General features: G+C 61.8%; 10 protein-coding genes and 2 tRNA genes. 7 read left to right on the forward strand and 5 right to left on the reverse strand.

Annotated features, from left to right (window positions below; genetic code table 11):
- Positions 1 to 22 precede the first annotated feature (22 nt).
- Positions 23 to 1,930 carry an asparagine synthase (glutamine-hydrolyzing) gene (gene asnB / locus KLP40_RS12410; RefSeq protein ID WP_215594105.1) on the reverse strand — a complete coding sequence of 636 codons (1,908 nt, stop codon included), beginning with the start codon at positions 1,928 to 1,930 and terminating at the stop codon, positions 23 to 25.
- A 144-nt stretch (positions 1,931 to 2,074) separates the two neighbouring features.
- Between asnB and KLP40_RS12415 the strand changes: the two genes are divergently transcribed.
- Positions 2,075 to 2,542 (forward strand): acyl-CoA-binding protein, encoded by a 468-nt coding sequence (locus KLP40_RS12415; RefSeq protein WP_215594106.1) that lies wholly within the window; start codon positions 2,075 to 2,077, stop codon positions 2,540 to 2,542.
- Between the two features lie 159 nt (positions 2,543 to 2,701).
- Here KLP40_RS12415 and KLP40_RS12420 read toward each other — a convergent pair whose 3' ends face one another.
- Positions 2,702 to 4,120, reverse strand: coding sequence for an FAD-binding oxidoreductase (locus KLP40_RS12420; RefSeq protein ID WP_215594107.1), 1,419 nt, complete (start codon positions 4,118 to 4,120; stop codon positions 2,702 to 2,704).
- Positions 4,121 to 4,163: 43 nt separating this feature from the next.
- On the opposite strand from KLP40_RS12420, the gene KLP40_RS12425 reads away from it, so the two are divergent.
- From KLP40_RS12425 to KLP40_RS12445, 5 genes are all read left to right on the forward strand, one after another.
- Positions 4,164 to 4,844, forward strand: coding sequence for a C40 family peptidase (locus KLP40_RS12425; protein ID WP_215594108.1), 681 nt, complete (start codon positions 4,164 to 4,166; stop codon positions 4,842 to 4,844).
- Between the two features lie 148 nt (positions 4,845 to 4,992).
- Complete coding sequence (locus tag KLP40_RS12430; RefSeq protein ID WP_246558805.1) at positions 4,993 to 8,157, forward strand: TonB-dependent receptor; 3,165 nt, start codon at positions 4,993 to 4,995, stop codon at positions 8,155 to 8,157.
- Positions 8,158 to 8,819: 662 nt separating this feature from the next.
- Positions 8,820 to 12,311 (forward strand): TonB-dependent receptor, encoded by a 3,492-nt coding sequence (locus tag KLP40_RS12435; protein ID WP_215594109.1) that lies wholly within the window; start codon positions 8,820 to 8,822, stop codon positions 12,309 to 12,311.
- 141 nt (positions 12,312 to 12,452) lie between these two features.
- Positions 12,453 to 12,526: transfer RNA gene (locus KLP40_RS12440), tRNA-Ala, on the forward strand.
- A gap of 41 nt (positions 12,527 to 12,567) precedes the next feature.
- A tRNA-Ala gene (locus tag KLP40_RS12445) sits at positions 12,568 to 12,641 on the forward strand.
- Between the two features lie 151 nt (positions 12,642 to 12,792).
- Here KLP40_RS12445 and cysK read toward each other — a convergent pair.
- Together cysK and KLP40_RS12455 are read right to left on the reverse strand one after the other, a co-directional pair.
- Positions 12,793 to 13,713, reverse strand: coding sequence for a cysteine synthase A (gene cysK, locus KLP40_RS12450; protein ID WP_215594110.1), 921 nt, complete (start codon positions 13,711 to 13,713; stop codon positions 12,793 to 12,795).
- Between the two features lie 93 nt (positions 13,714 to 13,806).
- Entirely contained in the window at positions 13,807 to 14,643 is an 837-nt protein-coding gene (locus tag KLP40_RS12455; RefSeq protein WP_215594111.1) for a serine O-acetyltransferase, read from the reverse strand.
- Between the two features lie 176 nt (positions 14,644 to 14,819).
- Here KLP40_RS12455 and KLP40_RS12460 point away from each other — a divergent pair, with 176 nt between their 5' ends.
- Positions 14,820 to 15,161 (forward strand): cupin domain-containing protein, encoded by a 342-nt coding sequence (locus tag KLP40_RS12460; RefSeq protein WP_215594112.1) that lies wholly within the window; start codon positions 14,820 to 14,822, stop codon positions 15,159 to 15,161.
- Positions 15,162 to 15,425: 264 nt separating this feature from the next.
- On the opposite strand, the gene KLP40_RS12465 is transcribed toward KLP40_RS12460, so the two are convergent.
- A complete protein-coding gene (locus KLP40_RS12465; RefSeq protein WP_215594113.1) occupies positions 15,426 to 17,417 on the reverse strand; it encodes a peptidylprolyl isomerase in 1,992 nt (663 codons plus the stop codon).
- Positions 17,418 to 17,518 lie beyond the last annotated feature (101 nt).

The raw sequence follows: 17,518 nt of genomic DNA on the forward strand, positions 1-17,518 counted from the left end.
CCGGAAAGCGGATTGCTGCGGGTTAGGCTACCATCCACTTCTTCCACCACCACTGAAATACAATCAGGGCCCAGATGCGGGCGTGCACGTCGCCGGGGCTGCTGCTGAAGAGCTGTTTCTTCAGGGCGCGGATGGCGTTCACGTCGAAAATGCCCTGGGCCTCAATGTAGGCGTCCGAGAGCAGGTCGTCCTCGATCAGGGGGCGCAGCTCGCCGCGGAACCACTTGAGCAGGGGCACCTCGAAGCCGTGCTTGGGGCGCTTATAGAGCTCCTCGGGCAGCATGGGCCGGAAGGCGTCCTGCACGATGCGCTTCTTCATCTTCGCGTCAATCTTGCTGCTCACGGGCAACGAGAAGGCGAAGCGTACCACGTTGGGGTCGAGGAAGGGCGGGCGCACCTCCAGGGAGTTGGCCATGCTCATCAGATCTACCTTGGCCAGCATGTCGTAGGGCAGCACCAGCTTGGTATCGGTGAGCAGCACTTCGTTCAGGTCGCCGCCCGCGTGCAGGTCGGCCAGCAGGTCGCGGCGGCGCTTATCGGCCAGCTTCCTGCCCACTTTGCGGCGCGCGGCGGGGCTGAGTAGGTTGCGCGCATCTTTCTCGGAGGCAAACGTGGCCCAGTCCCAGTAGCGGTCCTTGGGGCCGCTGAGCATGCCCCGGGAAAAGCGCTGGAACTGCCGGATTTTGTTGCCGAAGTAGGAGTTGCGCGACTTGGGCAGCACGTCCCAGAGCAGGTTCAGGCCCGTCACGGCTTCGGCCTTGAAGCCGCCCTGGCGCACCTGGAACTCGCCCATGTGCTTGTTGTAGCCCGCAAACAGCTCGTCGGCCCCGTCCCCGCTCAGGGCTACGGTGGCCTTTTCGCGGGTGCGCTTGCTGAGAATGTACACGGCCAGGGCCGAGGAATCGGCAAACGGCTCGTCGAGGTAGTTCAGGACGTCGAAGATGTGGTCGTAGAGGTCCTGGTTGCGGAGCGAGAAAACCGTGTGGTTGGTTTTGTAGCGGTCGGCCACCAGCTTGGCGTACTTCGTCTCGTCGAAGAAGGGCTCGTCGGCAAAACCGATGCTGAACGTGTTCAGGTGCTGGGTGTGGCGCGTGGCCAGGGCCACGATAACGCTGGAGTCGATGCCCCCGCTCAGGAAGGCGCCCACGGGCACGTCGGCCACGAGGCGGCGGGCGGTGGCTTCATCCAGCACCTCCACCAGCTTGGCCTGCTGCTGCTCGTAGGTGAGCTTGTTTTTGTTGGCCTTCTTGGCGTCGTAGGGAATCTTGTACCACTGCTTGCGCACGACTTTCTGGCCCTTCACGTAGAGGTAGTGGCCGGGCAGCACCTTCTTCACGCCCTTGAAAATGGTGGCCGGACCGGGAATGTAGTTGAGCTGCAGGTAGTGGCTCAGCGACACGTAATCGAGCTTGCGCGGAATGCCCAGGGCCAGCAGCGACTTCATCTCGGAGCCGAACAGCAGCTTGTCCTCGTCGCGGTACACGAGCAGGGGCTTCTCCCCCATCCGGTCGCGGGCCAGGAACAGGGAATCCTCCTCCTTGTCGTAGATGGCGAAGTCGAAGAAGCCGTTAAGCTTCTTGAGGAAGGTGCGCCCCTCGGCCATGTACAGGTGCAGAACCACCTCCGTATCGGTCTGGGAATGAAACTTGTGTCCCTTGGCCACCAGCTTCTGGCGCAGCTCCTTGAAGTTGAAGATTTCCCCGTTGAAGACGATGGTGTAGCGGCCCGACTCGTCGGTCATGGGCTGGTTGCCGTCGGCCGAGAGGTCAAGAATGGCCAGGCGCCGGAAGCCCAGGCCGCACCGGTCGAACATAAAATGCCCCTGGGAATCAGGACCGCGGCTTTCAATGGCGTCGGTTGAGGCACGTAGCGAAGCCAGCGAGTTGCGGCCTGCATCGGTAAAAGCGAATACTCCGGAAATTCCACACATAAGGCGGGCAAAAGTACGAACTATCAGGACTTGGGTTGCTAAAAAACTACAATCCACCCTCGCAACCAAACCCGGCCTGCGCTAGTACAAACCTCACTGATTCCGCTTCCCTCCCATCTCACCATCCTCCACACATACATTACGATGAGCCTCCAACAAGATTTCGAAGCCGCCGCCGCCCGCGTTGACAACCTACCCGGCGAACTGGCTGCCGCCCACATGACCGAACTGTACGGCCTTTATAAGCAGGCGACCGAGGGCGACCACGATGCCAAAGGTGAACAAGTGGGCGACGATACGCCCGACAACCCCAACGGCCCCGAGGGCCTCTCCCAGGGCCAGTGGGACGCCTGGAGCAAGCTCAAAGGCACGAGCGAAGACGAGGCCAAGCGCCAGTACATCGCCAAAGCCAATGAGGTAGCAGGCCAGGTTTCATCCGAAGCAACCCCGGCTGCCACCACTGAGCCGCTCGGGGCGCCCGGCACCGCCCAGGCCAGCTCCGCCGCCCAGGCCCGGCACGAGGCCGGTAAAAGCAGCGCCGGTGGCCTGCAGGGCGACCTGAACGACGGCACGCCCTACGGCGGCGAAGACGAGCTCAAGAACCAGCAATAAATCACTGATTGACGCTGATTAAGCGTGATTTCGCTGATTTTTTCAGCAGGCATAAAAAGAAGAGGGCCGTTCCTGTTAGGAACGGCCCTCTTCTTTTATACTATCCTTATCAATCCTTCAGAACAAAGAAAAAATCAGCGAAATCACGATTAATCAGCGTCAATCAGTGATCCAGATTTTGCCGGGGTTCATGATGCCGTGGGGGTCGAAGACGTGCTTGATGCCGCGCATCAGGTTGAGGTTGGTGTCGGGCAGGGCGATGCCGATGTAGCCTTTCTGCACCAGCCCGATGCCGTGTTCTCCGCTGATGGTACCCCCAAGTTTCACGCAGAGCTCGAAGATTTCGCGGATGGGCTCCCGCAGGCCCACGTTCCACATCTCGTCGTCGAGGTCGCCACGGATGATGTTCACGTGCAGGTTGCCGTCGCCGGCGTGGCCGTAGCACACGCTCTTGAAGCCGTAGCGGGCCCCGATTTCCTTGACACCCCTGAGCAGGGTGGGCAACTCGGCCCGGGGCACTACGGTGTCTTCCTCCTTGTACACGGAGTTGTAGCGCACCGAATTGCCGATGTTACGCCGGATTTTCCAGAGCTCGTCCTTCTGGGTGGCGTTGTCGGCCAGCAGAATTTCGCCCACGTCATACTTTTCCAGCACCCCGTACACCTGCTCGGCTTCCTTGTAGAGCTCGTCCAGGTCCTGGCCGTCGAGCTCGATGAGCAGGTGGGCACTGATGTCCTCGGGCAGGGTGAGCGGAATTTTCAGGTAGTCCGACGACCAGGCTATGGCCTCGCGCTCCATGAACTCCATGCCCGAGGGAATAATGCCGGCCCGGAATACGGCCGACACGGCCTCGGCGGCCTGGGCCTCGTGGCGGAAAGGTACCAGCATCAGAATGTTGTGCTGGGGGTAGGGCAGCAGCCGGAATACCACCTTCGTGATGATGCCCAGCGTGCCCTCGGAGCCCACCATGAGCTGGGTGAGGTTGTAACCGGTGGAGTTTTTGAGCGTGTTGGCCGCCGTCCAGATCACGTCGCCGGTGGGCAGCACCACCTGCAGGTTGAGCACGTAGTCGCGGGTGGTGCCGTACTTCACGGCCTTGGGCCCGCCGCTGCTGTGAGCCAGGTTGCCGCCCAGAAAGCAGCTGCCCTTGCTGGCCGGATCGGGCGGGTAGAACAGGCCCACTTCCTTCACCGCGTTCTGAAACACCTCATTGATGACGCCCGGCTCCACCGTGGCCTGGAGGTTGCGCTCATCAATCTGGATGATGCGGTTGAGCCGCTCGGTGCTGAGTACCACCCCCTGGTGAACCGGCAGGGCGCCCCCGCTCAGGCCGGTGCCCGCGCCCCGGGCCGTTACGGGCACGTGGTTTTCGTGGCAGAGACGCACAATCTGGCTGATCTGTTCCACGTTAGCGGGGCGCACCACCACGTCGGGGGCGAAATGCAGGTCCTCGGTATGGTCGCGGCCGTAGCTGGCGTACACGTCGGCCTCGGCCCGCTGGGCAGTGAGCACGTGTTCGGGGCCCACGATGGCCTCAAATTCGGCTACCAGAGCCGGAGTCAGGAGTTGAAAGTCCATGCAGAAGATGAGTAAAACGACAGCGTCGCGTATCTTTGCCCCGATGCGGGAACACGTTACGAAGGTACGGCATTCGGGGCACTGGCCACGGCCCCTGACCCAGGTTTTAGGACTGCTGCTGCTCGGCTGGCTCACGGCCTGCGGGGCCGGCAAGGTGAACTACCACAACGGCAAGTACCACTCGGCCCGGGATATGGCGCGCATTAAAGCCGAAGCGCGCCGGCGCGGCCCCAGCCGCCCCACCGCCAAATCGAAGGTAAAAACGTCCACGGCGGCCGGTAAAACCAAGACCATTGCCCGCCGCCCCGCCGGCCGGCCCGTGCCCGCCAGCGTGTCGGGCAAGGTGGCCTCGGTGATTGAAACGGCCCGCTCCTACCAGGGCACGCCCTACAAGTTCGGCGGCACCAGCCGCCTGGGCATGGACTGCTCGGGACTGCTCTACGAGTCGTTTGCGGCCATTGCGGTAGAAATTCCGCGCTCCAGCAACGAGCAGGCCGCCTGGGGGGCGCCCGTTCGCCCCCAGGATCTGCAACCCGGCGATTTGGTATTTTTCGGGGCCTCCCCTGGCAGCAGCACCATTACCCACGTGGGCATGGTCACGGAGGCCTCCCCCGAGAGTGTGCAGTTCATTCACTCTTCCAGCTCCTTAGGCGTTATCGAAAACGCCCTGGAGTCAGATTACTACCTGAGCCGATTCATTAAAGCCGTACGGCCCAGATTGTGAATTTCCGCCTTACATTTGCGGCGGGAAACGCCCTAGCTCCCCTGGCAATGTTAATACTACGGTAACGTAGGCCGCAAACCAGATGAGTACTTTTGCGGCGCTTTTCTGCCTTTCAAAAAAGCTCCTTTTTTCACCAATCCCCCCCTTTATGAAACGTCATCTTTACGCTTCAATGGCGCTGGTTCCTATGGCACTCGCGTCGGCGCACGTAAGCTGGGCCCAGGTAACTACTTCGGCCATGAGTGGCATCGTGACCGACAAGACCGGTGAAGGTCTGCCCGGAGCCACGGTCATTGCGGTGCACACGCCCACCAACACGCAGTACGTGGCGCCCACTAACTCGGAGGGGCGTTTCAACATTCAGGGCATGCGCGTGGGCGGGCCTTACACCGTGCGCATCACGTTTGTGGGCTACAAAGAGGCAGTGCGGGAAAACATCTTCCTCACCCTGGGCCAGAACCAGCGCCTCGACATCAACCTCAGTGAAACCGAGCAGGTACTGGCCGGTGTAACCGTTACCGGTGAGCAAGACCGCAATATCAACGCTGGCCGGACCGGGGCCGCTACCACGGTATCGCGCGAGCAGATCCAGCGTCTGCCTACGCTGAGCCGCAACATTTCGGACTTCACCCGTCTTTCGCCTCAGGCCAACGGTGGTGGTAGCTCCTCGATCGGTGGTGCCAACAACCGCTACAATAACATCACGATTGATGGTGCGGTAAACAACGATGTGTTCGGCCTCTCCGGTTCGGGCACGCCAGGCGGTCAGACGGGTACTGCCCCTGTCTCGCTTGACGCTATCCAGGAAATCCAGGTAGTGGTAGCGCCCTACGACGTAACGCTGGGTAACTTTACGGGTGGCGGCGTAAATGCCGTAACCCGCTCAGGTACCAACGACCTGTCGGCCTCCGTGTATGCCTTCGGCCGCAACGAACGGCTTGTGGGCAAGAGCGTGACCGAACCCCGGGTCAAAGCCACCGAATTCTACCGTTACCAAACCGGTGCCCGGGTAGGTGGTGCCGTGGTAAAGGATAAAATATTCTACTTCGTAAACGCTGAAATCGACCGTCGCAGCTCTCCGCTGGGCTTCGACCTTGGTACCGGTGCTTCACAGCTTGATCCGGACGTGGCCAAAACCATTGCCGACCGTGCGCTGGAAAAGTATAACTACAATGTAGGCGACTACGGCAGCGAGAACCTGCGCACCGAGAGCACCCGGATTTTTGGTCGTCTCGACTTCAACCTGAACCCGAACAACCAGCTCACCATCCGCCACAACTACATCGACGCTTTCGATGATGCTATTGGCCGCTCCAATACGTCGTTGCAGTATAGTAGCAATTCCTACCGCATCAGCAGCAAAACAAATAGCTCGGTACTGGAACTCAACAGCCGCCTGGGCAAAACCTCCAACAAGCTGCTGCTGAGCTACCAGCGTATTCGCGACACGCGCGATGTGCCCGGCCGGTTGTTCCCCACCTTCGAAATCAACGAAGCCGGTAACCGCTATACCTTTGGCACCCAGCGCAGCTCGGGCTTCAACTCCCTCGATCAGGACATTTTCGAGTTTACGGATAACGTTACCCGCGCCTTTGGCAAACACACTTTCACGCTGGGTACGCACAACGAGATATTCTCCTTCCGCAACCTGTTCATCAACAACGGGGTTGGCTATTACCAGTTCAATACGCTACAGGACTTCCTGGATGAGAAGCCCAACCGTCTGCAGGCGGCCTACGCTACGGCTGACGGCGGTGAATCCAAGTTCAGTGCCATGCAGTTTGGCGCCTATATTCAGGATGAATTCTCGCCTGCTGAAAACCTGCGTCTGACTGCCGGTTTGCGTGTGGATGCGCCTTTCTTCTTCGACAAGCCTGGTTTCCGGGAGGATGTGACTACTACCTTTGGCTCCAGCATCGCTACCAACAACGTTCCCCAGGGGCAACTGCTGTTTGCTCCGCGTCTGGGCTTTAACTGGGACGTAAACAACGACGCCCAGGTTCAGCTCCGCGGCGGTACGGGTATCTTCAGCGGCCGGGTACCGTTCGTATTCATCTCCAACGGTTTTACCAACAGCGGTCTGATTCAGGGCGCAGTAGACGCCCGCGCCTCTGCTACCCGTCCGGTGCCCGTGGTAACCGACCCGGCTCAGATTCCGGTTGTATTCACTACGGCTCCGTTCGAGCCCGTGGCTACTACGGAAATCAACGTAACGGACAAAAACTTCAAACTGCCCCAGGTGTGGCGCACTAACTTGGCCGTTGATTTCCGGCTGCCCGGTGATGTGATTGCCACCGTGGAGGGGATTTACTCAAAGACGCTCAACGATATTTTTTATCGGAACATCAACTTGCCAGCGCCCACCGACCGCCTGGCTGGTCCTGACCAGCGTCCGTACTATCCCAATGCCCGCCGTATAAACACCGCTTATACCAACGTACTGCTGCTTGACAACACGAGCAAAGGCTACCGCTACAACGTAACGGGCCAGCTCCAGAAGAACTTTGCCAGCGGCATCAACACGTCGGCCTCCTACACCTACGGGGTGTCGAAGGAAGTGAACAGTGGCGCCAGCAGCACGGCCCTCTCAAACTGGCAGTTCAACCAAGTGCAGTTTGATCCTAATAACCCCGAACTGGGCTTCTCGCGCAACGACCAGCGTCACCGCGTGCTCCTGACGGGCGGGTATACCTTCCGGTATGCCGGCGACATGCTCTCAACCAACATTTCAGTTATCTACGAAGGCCTAGCAGGTGCTCCTATTGCATACGTGTACGGCCAGGGTGGCCGCGACATCAACAACGACGGAGCCTTTGCCAACGATTTGATCTACATCCCGCGCGATGTTCGTAACCCCGCCGAAATTCAACTCGTGAAGAGTGGCGCATCCGATACGCGTAGCATCGAGGAAATCCAGAACCAACTGGATGCCTTTATCAACAACGACCCCTACCTGCGTAACAACCGCGGACAGTACGCTGAGCGTTTCGCCGGCCGTACGCCCTGGACCAACCAAGTTGATATTCGCATTGCCCAGGATGTTAACTTCCTGGCTGGCGGCAAGAAAAACACCTTCCAGATTACTTTCGACGTGCAGAACGTGGGTAATCTGATCAACAAGGACTGGGGCCGTCAGTACACGGTAGCCAACAATGCAGTGGAACTCCTGCGTGTCGAGTCAGCCGCCGCTGGTGCACAGCCGACCATCTCCTTCCCCGCTACGTTTGCTGCCAACGGCAACCGCGGCTACAGCGAGTCGTTCTTCGGTTCGCGCTGGCAGGGCCAGCTGGGCTTGCGTTACATCTTCAACTAGACGAACTCATGGTTCATTAAAAAGGGGCTGGCGATATCGCCAGCCCCTTTTTTTTAGCCTAGTCGCTTCCAGCCAACACTACATGACCACTCAAGGAGCAACAGGCTACCGGCGTCTCACTCCGCCACTCCTGGCACTACCTTAGAGCGTATTCCCGCTTTAACAGTCGAGTTGGGCTCCCAGCCGCTTCTTGTACTGCGGCTGGGAGCCTACGCGCAGAGCTTGCAGATGGCATTCCGTTGCAGTGGCTTCAACCCAGTACCTTATAACGCATTGGAGCTGCCACGAAACCTATGGTAATTCTCTTATTCGCAGTCCATCCTGCAGACGAACCACGACGGGCCCATAGCCCTAGCCGACGTTCGACATACCTGGTGGCACTGCCCCTTGCCTGAGCAACGATATCTCATGAAAAACCCTATAAATCATCTGCTTACATATCAAAAACCCTTAACCGGTGACAACAGCAATAGCACTGGCGATTTATCCACACAGTAAACTAACCGATAATTCACAGTCGCCGGACAACTAGAGTTTTTATATAAATAGTGCAAAACCATAGTATTAATATTGCCATAACATAGATCGGCATACGGCATCCTACTTTTGCGGCGCTTTTCTGCCTTCCAAAAAAGCTCCTTTTTTCACCAATCCCCCCCTTTATGAAACGTCATCTTTACGCTTCAATGGCGCTGGTTCCTATGGCACTCGCGTCGGCGCACGTAAGCTGGGCCCAGGGCAATACCACCTCCGCCATGAGTGGCATCGTGACCGACAAGACCGGTGAAGGTCTGCCCGGAGCCACGGTCATTGCGGTGCACACGCCCACCAACACGCAGTACGTGGCGCCCACTAACTCGGAGGGGCGTTTCAACATTCAGGGCATGCGCGTGGGCGGGCCTTACACCGTGCGCATCACGTTTGTGGGCTACAAAGAGGCAGTGCGGGAAAACATCTTCCTCACCCTGGGCCAGAACCAGCGCCTCGACATCAACCTCAGTGAAACTGGGCAGACCCTGAGCGAGGTAGTAGTGACGGGACGTCAGGACCCGATCATTAACTCGGGCCGGACCGGGGCGGCCACCACCGTGCAGCGTGAACAGATTGAGCGCCTACCCACGCTAAGCCGGTCCTTCGGCGATTTTACCCGCCTCACCCCGCAGGCCAATGGTCAGAACTTTGCTGGCCGCAGCGGCGGCTTCAACAATATCACCATCGACGGGGCCCTCTTCAACAACTCGTTCGGCCTGTCGTCGACGGTCGGCGGGCAGACCAACGCCCAGCCTATCTCCATCGACGCCATCGAGCAGATTCAGGTCAGCATAGCGCCCTATGACGTGCGCCAGGGCTCCTTCACCGGGGCGGGCATCAACGCCGTGACGCGCTCGGGCTCCAACAAGTTCTCGGGCTCGGCCTACTATTTCCTGCGCAATGAGGACTTCATCGGCCGCAAAGCCGGCGACCTGGATCAGAAGTTTCCGCCCTTCAACCTCGATAACTACGGCTTCCGCCTGGGTGGCCCGGTAATCAAGGACAAACTGTTCTTTTTCGTCAATGCCGAGCGCGAAAAGCGTAGCGACCCGGGCACGACCTTTATCGCCAACCGCGACGGGACGCCGGCTCCCGGCGGCAACTCCAACACGTCGCAGGCTTCCGCCGACGAGCTGAGCGTGCTGCGCAACTTCCTGCAAACTCAGTACGGCTACAATCCCGGCGTCTTTGAAGGCTACAACCTGCGCCAGGAAAGCCAGAAGGCCACGGCCAAAATCGACTGGAACATTGCCCAGGGGCACCGCTTCAGCGTGAAGTACAATTACCTGCGTTCCTTGCGGGATGTGAACCCAAGCAACTCCGGTTCCATCAACGGCCGCTCGGCCTCCCGGTTCGGGCTGCCCTTCTTCTCGTCCTTCTACACCATCAACAACAACCTCGACTCGTACATCGCCGAGTTGAACAGCACTTTTGGCAGCCGCTTCTCCAACAACCTGACGGCGGGCTACACGGCCTTCCGCGACTTCCGCGAAAGCCCCGGCGGCGGCAACTTCCCCCTGGTCGATATCGGCAACGGCACCGGCCTGAGTGCTCCCGGCTCCCGCATCAATGCCTCGAACACGCTCACGTCCTTTGGGTACGAGCCTTTCTCGGCCAACAACATCCTCAATACCGACGTGTACCAGATCGGGGACAACTTTACGGCTTACCTGGGCAAGCACAACGTCACGGTGGGCACCTACAACGAGTTCTACAAATTCCAGAACGGGTTCGCCCCCAACTTCTTCGGGGCCTACCAGTTCAACTCCCTCGCCGATTTCTACTCGGCGGCCCGCACCACCAACGACCCCAGCCAGCCGGGCTACAATGGCTACACGCTGGTAGACGGTGTACCGACTCCGCGGCCCGTCGACCCGAATCAGCCCAGCACCATCGGTTTCCCCCAGCGTTATCAACTCCAGTATTCGACGCAGCCTGACGGCAGCTTTCCCTTCGCCGAAATCCGGTCGGTGCAGCTGGGTCTGTATGCTCAGGATGAATGGACACCCTTCAGCAACCTGAAGGTAACGGTGGGCCTGCGCGGCGACCTGCCCTTCGTCACGTCGGATCTACCGCAGAACGAGGCCGTAGCCAACCTGACCTTCCGCGACGGAGTCCGCATCAATAGCGGGCAGGTACCCAAGAAAACGGTGCTGTTCTCGCCTCGGGTAGGCTTCAACTGGGACGTGCTGAACGATAAGACCACCCAGCTGCGCGGGGGCACGGGCATCTTCACCGGCCGCGTGCCCTTCGTGTGGATCAGCAACCAGGCCTCCAACAACGGGGTACTGTTCGGTTCCTTCGACCGCAACAACAGCGGCCCCTCCTCCTCTACCTCGGGCTTCCCCTTCTCGCCCGACGTGAATGCCTACCGCCCGGTAAACGCCGCGGCCAACACCAGCTACAACCTGGCCGTTACCGCCCCCGACTTCAAGTTTCCCCAGGTCTGGCGCACCAATCTGGCCGTCGATCAGGCCCTGCCCGGCGGCATCATCGCCTCGCTCGAAGGCCTGTACACCAAGGATATCAATGCCACTTACCACGCCAACGTAAACCTACCCCAGGCCCAGGGCAATGCCGCCGGCGCCGACACCCGGCCGATTTTCTACTCCCTCGGCGCCCCAGATCCTACTACGGGGCTGGTGGCCCTGAGGGCCGATAACCGGATTTTCACCGGCCAGGGCGGAGTTTCGGCCAGTAATCCGGTTATCACGGATGCCATCGAGATGCGTAACACCCGCAAAGGGTACTCCTACGCCATCACCGGCCAGCTCCAGAAGTCGTTCAGCAACGGGCTATACGCTTCGGCTTCGTACACCTACTCCGATGCCCGCTCGGTTAACGACGGCGGCTCCATTGCCCAGTCCATCTGGCGCGACCGGCAGATATCGGGCGACCCGAACGAGAACGTGCTGAGCTATTCCAACTTCCTGCAGCAGCACCGCGTCCTGCTCTCCGCCTCCTACCGCCGCGAGTACATCAACCACCTGGCCACGGCCATTTCGTTTGTGTACGACGCCTCGCCTGCTTACCGCTTCTCCTACGTGTACTCTGGCGACATGAACGGCGACGGGCAGACCTCAAATGATCTGATGTACATTCCGCGTGACCAGAGCGAGATTGTGCTCAACGACATTGTGCTTTCCAGCGGACAGGGCGGGGGCCGCTACACCGCCGCCCAGCAGTGGGCCGACCTGGATAACTTCATCAGCCAGGACAAGTACCTGAGCGCGCGCCGGGGCAGCTACGCCGAGCGCAACGGCGCCGTGGCTCCCTGGTTTCGCCAGCTCGACGTGAAACTGCTCCAGGATGTATTCACCAACATCGGCGAGTCGAAGAATACGCTGCAATTCAGTCTCGATATCTTCAACGTGGGCAACCTGCTCAGCAAGAACTGGGGCACTGTCCGCTCGACCAACCGCACGAACCCACTCCGCTTCGCCGGTTACGACAGCCAGGGTCGGCCCGCTTTTACCTTCCCCTACCAGGTGAACCCCTCGCTCAATACAACCGACAATACGGTAACGCCGGGGCAGCCCCTGGCCGATACCTTCTTCCGCAACAACGGTTCATTGGGCTCGCGCTGGCAGATGCAGGTAGGTCTGCGTTACATCTTCAACTAAGCTTCAACCACTTAGCTGCTTAAAAGTGGGCTGGCGGCATCGTCAGCCCACTTTTTTTTTGCGCAGGGCTTGCGGATTCGAAAAGGCGCCGTACTTTTGCCAGACCAAACGCAACCGGCGAATGGTTTTTCAGTACCACCGGGGGGATTAGCTCAGCTGGCTAGAGCGCTTGCATGGCATGCAAGAGGTCATCGGTTCGACTCCGATATTCTCCACTCCCGCTCCGCTTACCCGGCGGAACGTGTACTACGCTTACGGGGGATTAGCTCAGCTGGCTAGAGCGCTTGCATGGCATGCAAGAGGTCATCGGTTCGACTCCGATATTCTCCACTCCCGTTACAAAAAGCCTGACCCGCCCGGTCAGGCTTTTTTGTTTTACGGCCCTGTTACCGGCTAACGATGCCGGTCATCAGGTGCAAAAAAGCCGCTGCTCCCGTGCGGAACAACGGCTTTTCTGGCCTGGCGGGAAGTGCCGCAGCAGTTAGGCGAACAAACCCTCCACGGAAAGGTACCGCTCCCCGGTATCGTAGCAGAAGGTGAGGATACGCCCGCCCTGGGGCACCTCGTCGAGCTTCTTGGCTACGGCGGCCAGGGACGCCCCGGAGGAGATACCCACGAAGATGCCTTCCTCCCGGGCAGCCCGCCGGGCCATGTCGGAGGCCTCCTGCTGGCTGACCTGGATGGTGCCGTCGAGCACGGCCGTGTGCAGGTTGTCGGGGATGAAGCCGGCCCCGATGCCCTGGATGGGGTGCGGGCCGGGGGCGCCGCCGCTGATAACGGGCGAGAGCTCGGGCTCCACGGCGAATACCTGCAGGTTGGGGAATTTGGGCTTGAGCACTTCGGCTACGCCCGTAAGGTGGCCGCCGGTACCCACGCCGGTGATGTAATAGTCGAAGCCCTCGGGGGCGTCGCGCAGGATTTCCTCGGCCGTGTGCGTCACGTGGGCCTGAATGTTGGCCGGGTTATCGAACTGCATGGGCATCCAGGCCTTGGGGTTGGCCTGGGTCAGCTCGTGGGCTTTCTCGATGGCGCCCTTCATGCCTTTCTCGCGGGGCGTGAGCTCCAGGTTGGCTCCGTAAGCGGCCATCAGGCGGCGGCGCTCAATGCTCATGCTCTCGGGCATCACCAGCGTAATCTGGTACCCTTTCACGGCGGCCACCATGGCCAGCCCTACGCCGGTATTGCCCGAAGTCGGCTCGATGATAACGCTGTCGGGGCTCAGGGTGCCGTCTTTTTCGGCCTGCTCAATCATGCTCAGGGCGATGCGGTCCTTGATGCTGCCGCCGGGGTTGGCCCGCTCCAGCTTCATCCACACCTCCACGTCGGGGCGGTGGGCGAAAAGCTTGTTAAGGCGCAGCAGCGGCGTGTTGCCGATAGTGTCGAGAATGGAATTGGCTTTCATGGGTAGTTGAGAAGTTTGGAAATCGGGAAGTTAGGAGATAGGAGTCAGGAGCCAGCATACCGTTTTACATTCTGGCTCCTGACTCCTACCTCCTCAAATAGAAAACATGATGTTTTCGGTGGGATCCTGGGAGCGGGTGACGTGAATCTGGGCCTGGTGGTAGACCCGGGAGTGCGAGGGTACGCTCTCGGTGAGCCAGACGTTGCCGCCAATGATGCTGTGGCTGCCCACGGTGGTGCTGCCGCCCAAGATGGTGGCCCCGGCGTAAATCACCACGTGGTCCTCAATGGTGGGGTGGCGCTTGATGCCCTGCAGGTGCTTGGCCACGCTGAGCGCCCCGAGCGTCACGCCCTGAAATATCTTCACCCCGGCCCCGATTACGCAGGTTTCCCCGATAACCAGGCCCGTGCCGTGGTCAATGCAGAACGAGGGGCCGATGCGGGCCCCGGGATGAATATCGACGCCGGTGCGCTGGTGGGCGTATTCGCTCAGCAGGCGCGGCACCCGGGGCACGCCGCGCTGGTGCAGGCCGTGGGCGAAGCGGTGCATGGCAATGGCGTAGAAGCCCGGGTAGGTGCTCACCACCTCGGCCAGGCCCTGGGCGGCCGGGTCGGCGGCCACGATGGCGGCCGCATCCAGCAGCAGCGTGGCGCGCAAAGCCGGCAGCGCCTGCATGGAGGAGCGGGCCAGCGCAACGGCCTGCTCAGGCGCGGCAACGGCCCGCAACAGGTCCGTGAGGTCGTCCTGGAGCAGGCGCAGGGTGGCGGCAATGGCGTCGGCATCGCGCAGGGGGCGGGCGGCCCGCTCGGGGAAAAGCAGGTCCAGTAATTGGTCGGCGAGTTGGCAAAAGCCGGCCGCGGGCAGGGGCGCGGCCGTGTCGCGGTGGGCCTGGGCCAGCAGGTGCAGGAAATCGGAATCGTAGGCGGACATAAGCAGAAAAAGGCGCGGGGCCCGGCAGGGCGGCGGAAGATACGCCGCCCCGGACGGGTTCTAACCGGGAGCGGGGCCGAAAGTTTGGCGGCCCCGCCCCCGGTAACCCCGGGCCGGGTGGCTGCGTTAGCGGGGGAAGATTCGTTTATTTCTCATCCTTCTTCTGATTCCTGATCATGGCTGATACCACCATCACCAAAGTAGATTCCCAACACTCGCCCAAAGGCCCCGAGGGCGAAAAATACCTGGCTTCCGGCGTGCACGTTTCCATGCGCCTCTGGGAAAACGAGCAGCCCGGCGAGCCCAAGGAGCCCTCAACCAGCGCCTACGAAACGGTAGGCTACGTACTCAAAGGCCGCGCCGAGCTGCACCTGGAAGGCCAGATGGTTGTGCTGGAGCAGGGCAACTCCTGGGTAGTACCCAAGGGCGCCTCGCACACCTACAAGATTCTGGAAGCGTTTTCGGCCGTAGAAGCCACCACGCCCCCCGCCCAGGCCCACGGCCGCGACGACCAGTAGATAACGCTGTTAGCTGTTAGCTGTTAGCTGTTAGCTGTTAGCTGTTAGCTGAAGCACGAAAAGCTGCCCCGGTGCTGTGCATCGGGGCAGCTTTTTTTTGGCGAGTGGGGTACCCGGGAGGTAGAGACACCATACTTTGTGCCTCGTCGTTGAACAGTGCCTTTGCAGGATGGGGGGGCAGTAACGATGAGAGGGACTGTTCAACGATGAGACACAAAATATGGTGGCTCTACATTCCACTCTGGGCAGCCCGCCGCCCCACCCCTACTTTAGCAGCTCCACTTTCTCGATCCGGTCCCCGATTTCGAGGCGACTGACCACGTCCAGGCCCTGCACTACCTGGGCGAAGATGGTGTAGCGGCCGTCGAGGTGGGGCGTGGGGGCATGGGTGATAAACCACTGGCAGCTCTCGGTGTCCTTGCCGGCGGAAGCCAGGCCCACGGCGCCCTCGCCGTAGTGCAGGTCGGCAAATTCGGAGCGCAGGTTGTAGTCGGAGCTGCCCCAGCCGTCGCCGCGGGGGCAGCCGCCCTGGGCCACGAAGTTGGGCACCACGCGGTGGAAGTTCTTGCCGTCGTAGAAGCCCTGGCGGATGAGCTGCACGAAGCTGGCCACCGAGCCGGGCGCCTCATTCACCAGCAGGTGAAACACCACGTCGCCCTTGCTGGTGTGCACCACGGCGCGCTGCCCAGCCGGAATGCTCGTCACCACGTCCCAGGGAATGGGGTGGGTGGCGGCGGGCGCTACCGGCACCGGCGTGGGCGGGCGCTGCTGCAGGTAATCGATGGTCTGCTGCACCGACTGCCAGGCTTCCAGGTCGCGGGGCAGGGTGAGCTGCTGGCGGGCGGTTTCCAGGAAATCGGCCTTGGGCAGCAGACGGCGCAGCTCCAGCTTGGGGTCGCGGATGGCTTCGGCGGCAATTCCCATCTGGGCCACGTCGCCGCTGAGCACGGCCCGGCGCAGGGCCAGCGCGAAATCGGGCTGGCGGGCGGCCGGAAAATCGGGGCGGTTGCGCAGGGCCACCAGGGCTTCCAGGCCGTAGGTGCCCACCACCACGGGCTGGCCGGGGGCAAAGGTGGCCTGCTGCACGAAATCGAAGGCGGCCGGATCTTCGCCCAGCGCTTTCAGCAGGTACCCTTTCTCATACGCGTTGGTGGAGGCTGCGTAGCGCTCCTGCACCGCCCCCCGGATGGCCTCCCGGCCAGGACCGGTCTGGCGCAGGGCGGCAGCCAGCAGAGTAGCCCGCACCCGCCACTGGGCCAGGCGGTTGGCTTTTTCCAGCAGCACCGGCCCCGGCTCATCGGCGGCGTGGGCCAGAAAGAACTCGGCGGCCGTGAGGGCCACCTGATCATTATCGTCGGTGAGAGCGGCCCAGGCGGCTTCCTTCACCGGGGCGTACATGGCGGCCGTCATGGCCCGCAGGGCGCTGATGCGCACCCGGTAGTCGGGGTCGCGGCGGGCCAGGGCGGCCAGGGTGGCGGGCACGGTGGGCTCGGTGGCGGCCTTGCCCAGGGCCTGGGTAGCCCCGCTGCGCACGGCGTAGTGGGCATCCTGGCGGGCGGCGGCGGTGAGGGCGGCGGCGTAGGGCCCTAGGTTCAGGCCCCGGGTGCGGGCCAGGGCGTTGGCCGCCGCCAGCCGGGCACTGGCCGGGTTAGGGGCGGCCAGCAGCTGCACCAGCCGGGCCACGGCGGCCTCGGAAGTCAGGCCCCGCAGGCCGGCGCGGTACAGGCCCCAGGCCTGGCCGCTGAGAGCGGCCGTATCGGCGGCCAGGGCGGGCGGCAGCCGGGTGAGGGCCGCCAGGCCGGCGCGGGACGTGCAGCGGCCCAGGGCCTCGAGCACGTAGCGGCGGGCAGTGGCATCGGGCTCGGCCAGCAGGTGCTGGCGCAGGCCGGTTTCGGCGGTGGAGTCGGCCGTCTGGCCCAGGGCGTAGGCGGCCAGCTGCCGGATGCGGGCCTCGGGCTCCTCCTGCAGCAGCAGCAGCAGGCGGGGTGTGGCGGCCTGGTCCTGAACCGAGGCCAGGGCTTGGGCGGCAGCTCCCCGGTAGCGGGCCGCGGGCTGGCCCAGGTAGGGCAGCAGGGCGGCCGTGCGGCGCTCATCCTGGAGGGTGGCAATGCGGCGCAGGGTGCTGTCGAGGGTAAACTGGTTGGCGGCGGGCGGGGCGGCGGCAGCCGACACCCCCGGGCGCGGGGCGCAGGCCGGCAGCAGGCCGCCGGCCGCCGCCGTCAGCACGGCGGCCCGGAAAAGAGCGGAGTAGGTCATGGTCGGCCTAAGGTAACGGCTCCGGCCCCGAAGGCAACGCTTCCGGGGCAAAAAGCATCTGACCCAACGGGGGCGCCGGCTGCCGCAGGTAGGCTCCGGGC

The sequence above is a fragment of the Hymenobacter piscis genome (assembly GCF_018760735.1).
Classification (GTDB): Bacteria; Bacteroidota; Bacteroidia; order Cytophagales; family Hymenobacteraceae; genus Hymenobacter; species Hymenobacter piscis.

Coding starts and splice junctions, on each gene's coding strand:
- KLP40_RS12420 (WP_215594107.1), bottom strand. CDS start 4,120: ATGGACTTTCAACTCCTGACTCCGGCTCTGGTAGCCGAATTTGAGGCC.
- KLP40_RS12430 (WP_246558805.1), top strand. CDS start 4,993: ATGAAACGTCATCTTTACGCTTCAATGGCGCTGGTTCCTATGGCACTC.
- KLP40_RS12425 (WP_215594108.1), top strand. CDS start 4,164: ATGCGGGAACACGTTACGAAGGTACGGCATTCGGGGCACTGGCCACGG.
- KLP40_RS12455 (WP_215594111.1), bottom strand. CDS start 14,643: ATGTCCGCCTACGATTCCGATTTCCTGCACCTGCTGGCCCAGGCCCAC.
- cysK (WP_215594110.1), bottom strand. CDS start 13,713: ATGAAAGCCAATTCCATTCTCGACACTATCGGCAACACGCCGCTGCTG.
- KLP40_RS12415 (WP_215594106.1), top strand. CDS start 2,075: ATGAGCCTCCAACAAGATTTCGAAGCCGCCGCCGCCCGCGTTGACAAC.
- KLP40_RS12435 (WP_215594109.1), top strand. CDS start 8,820: ATGAAACGTCATCTTTACGCTTCAATGGCGCTGGTTCCTATGGCACTC.
- KLP40_RS12460 (WP_215594112.1), top strand. CDS start 14,820: ATGGCTGATACCACCATCACCAAAGTAGATTCCCAACACTCGCCCAAA.
- asnB (WP_215594105.1), bottom strand. CDS start 1,930: ATGTGTGGAATTTCCGGAGTATTCGCTTTTACCGATGCAGGCCGCAAC.
- KLP40_RS12465 (WP_215594113.1), bottom strand. CDS start 17,417: ATGACCTACTCCGCTCTTTTCCGGGCCGCCGTGCTGACGGCGGCGGCC.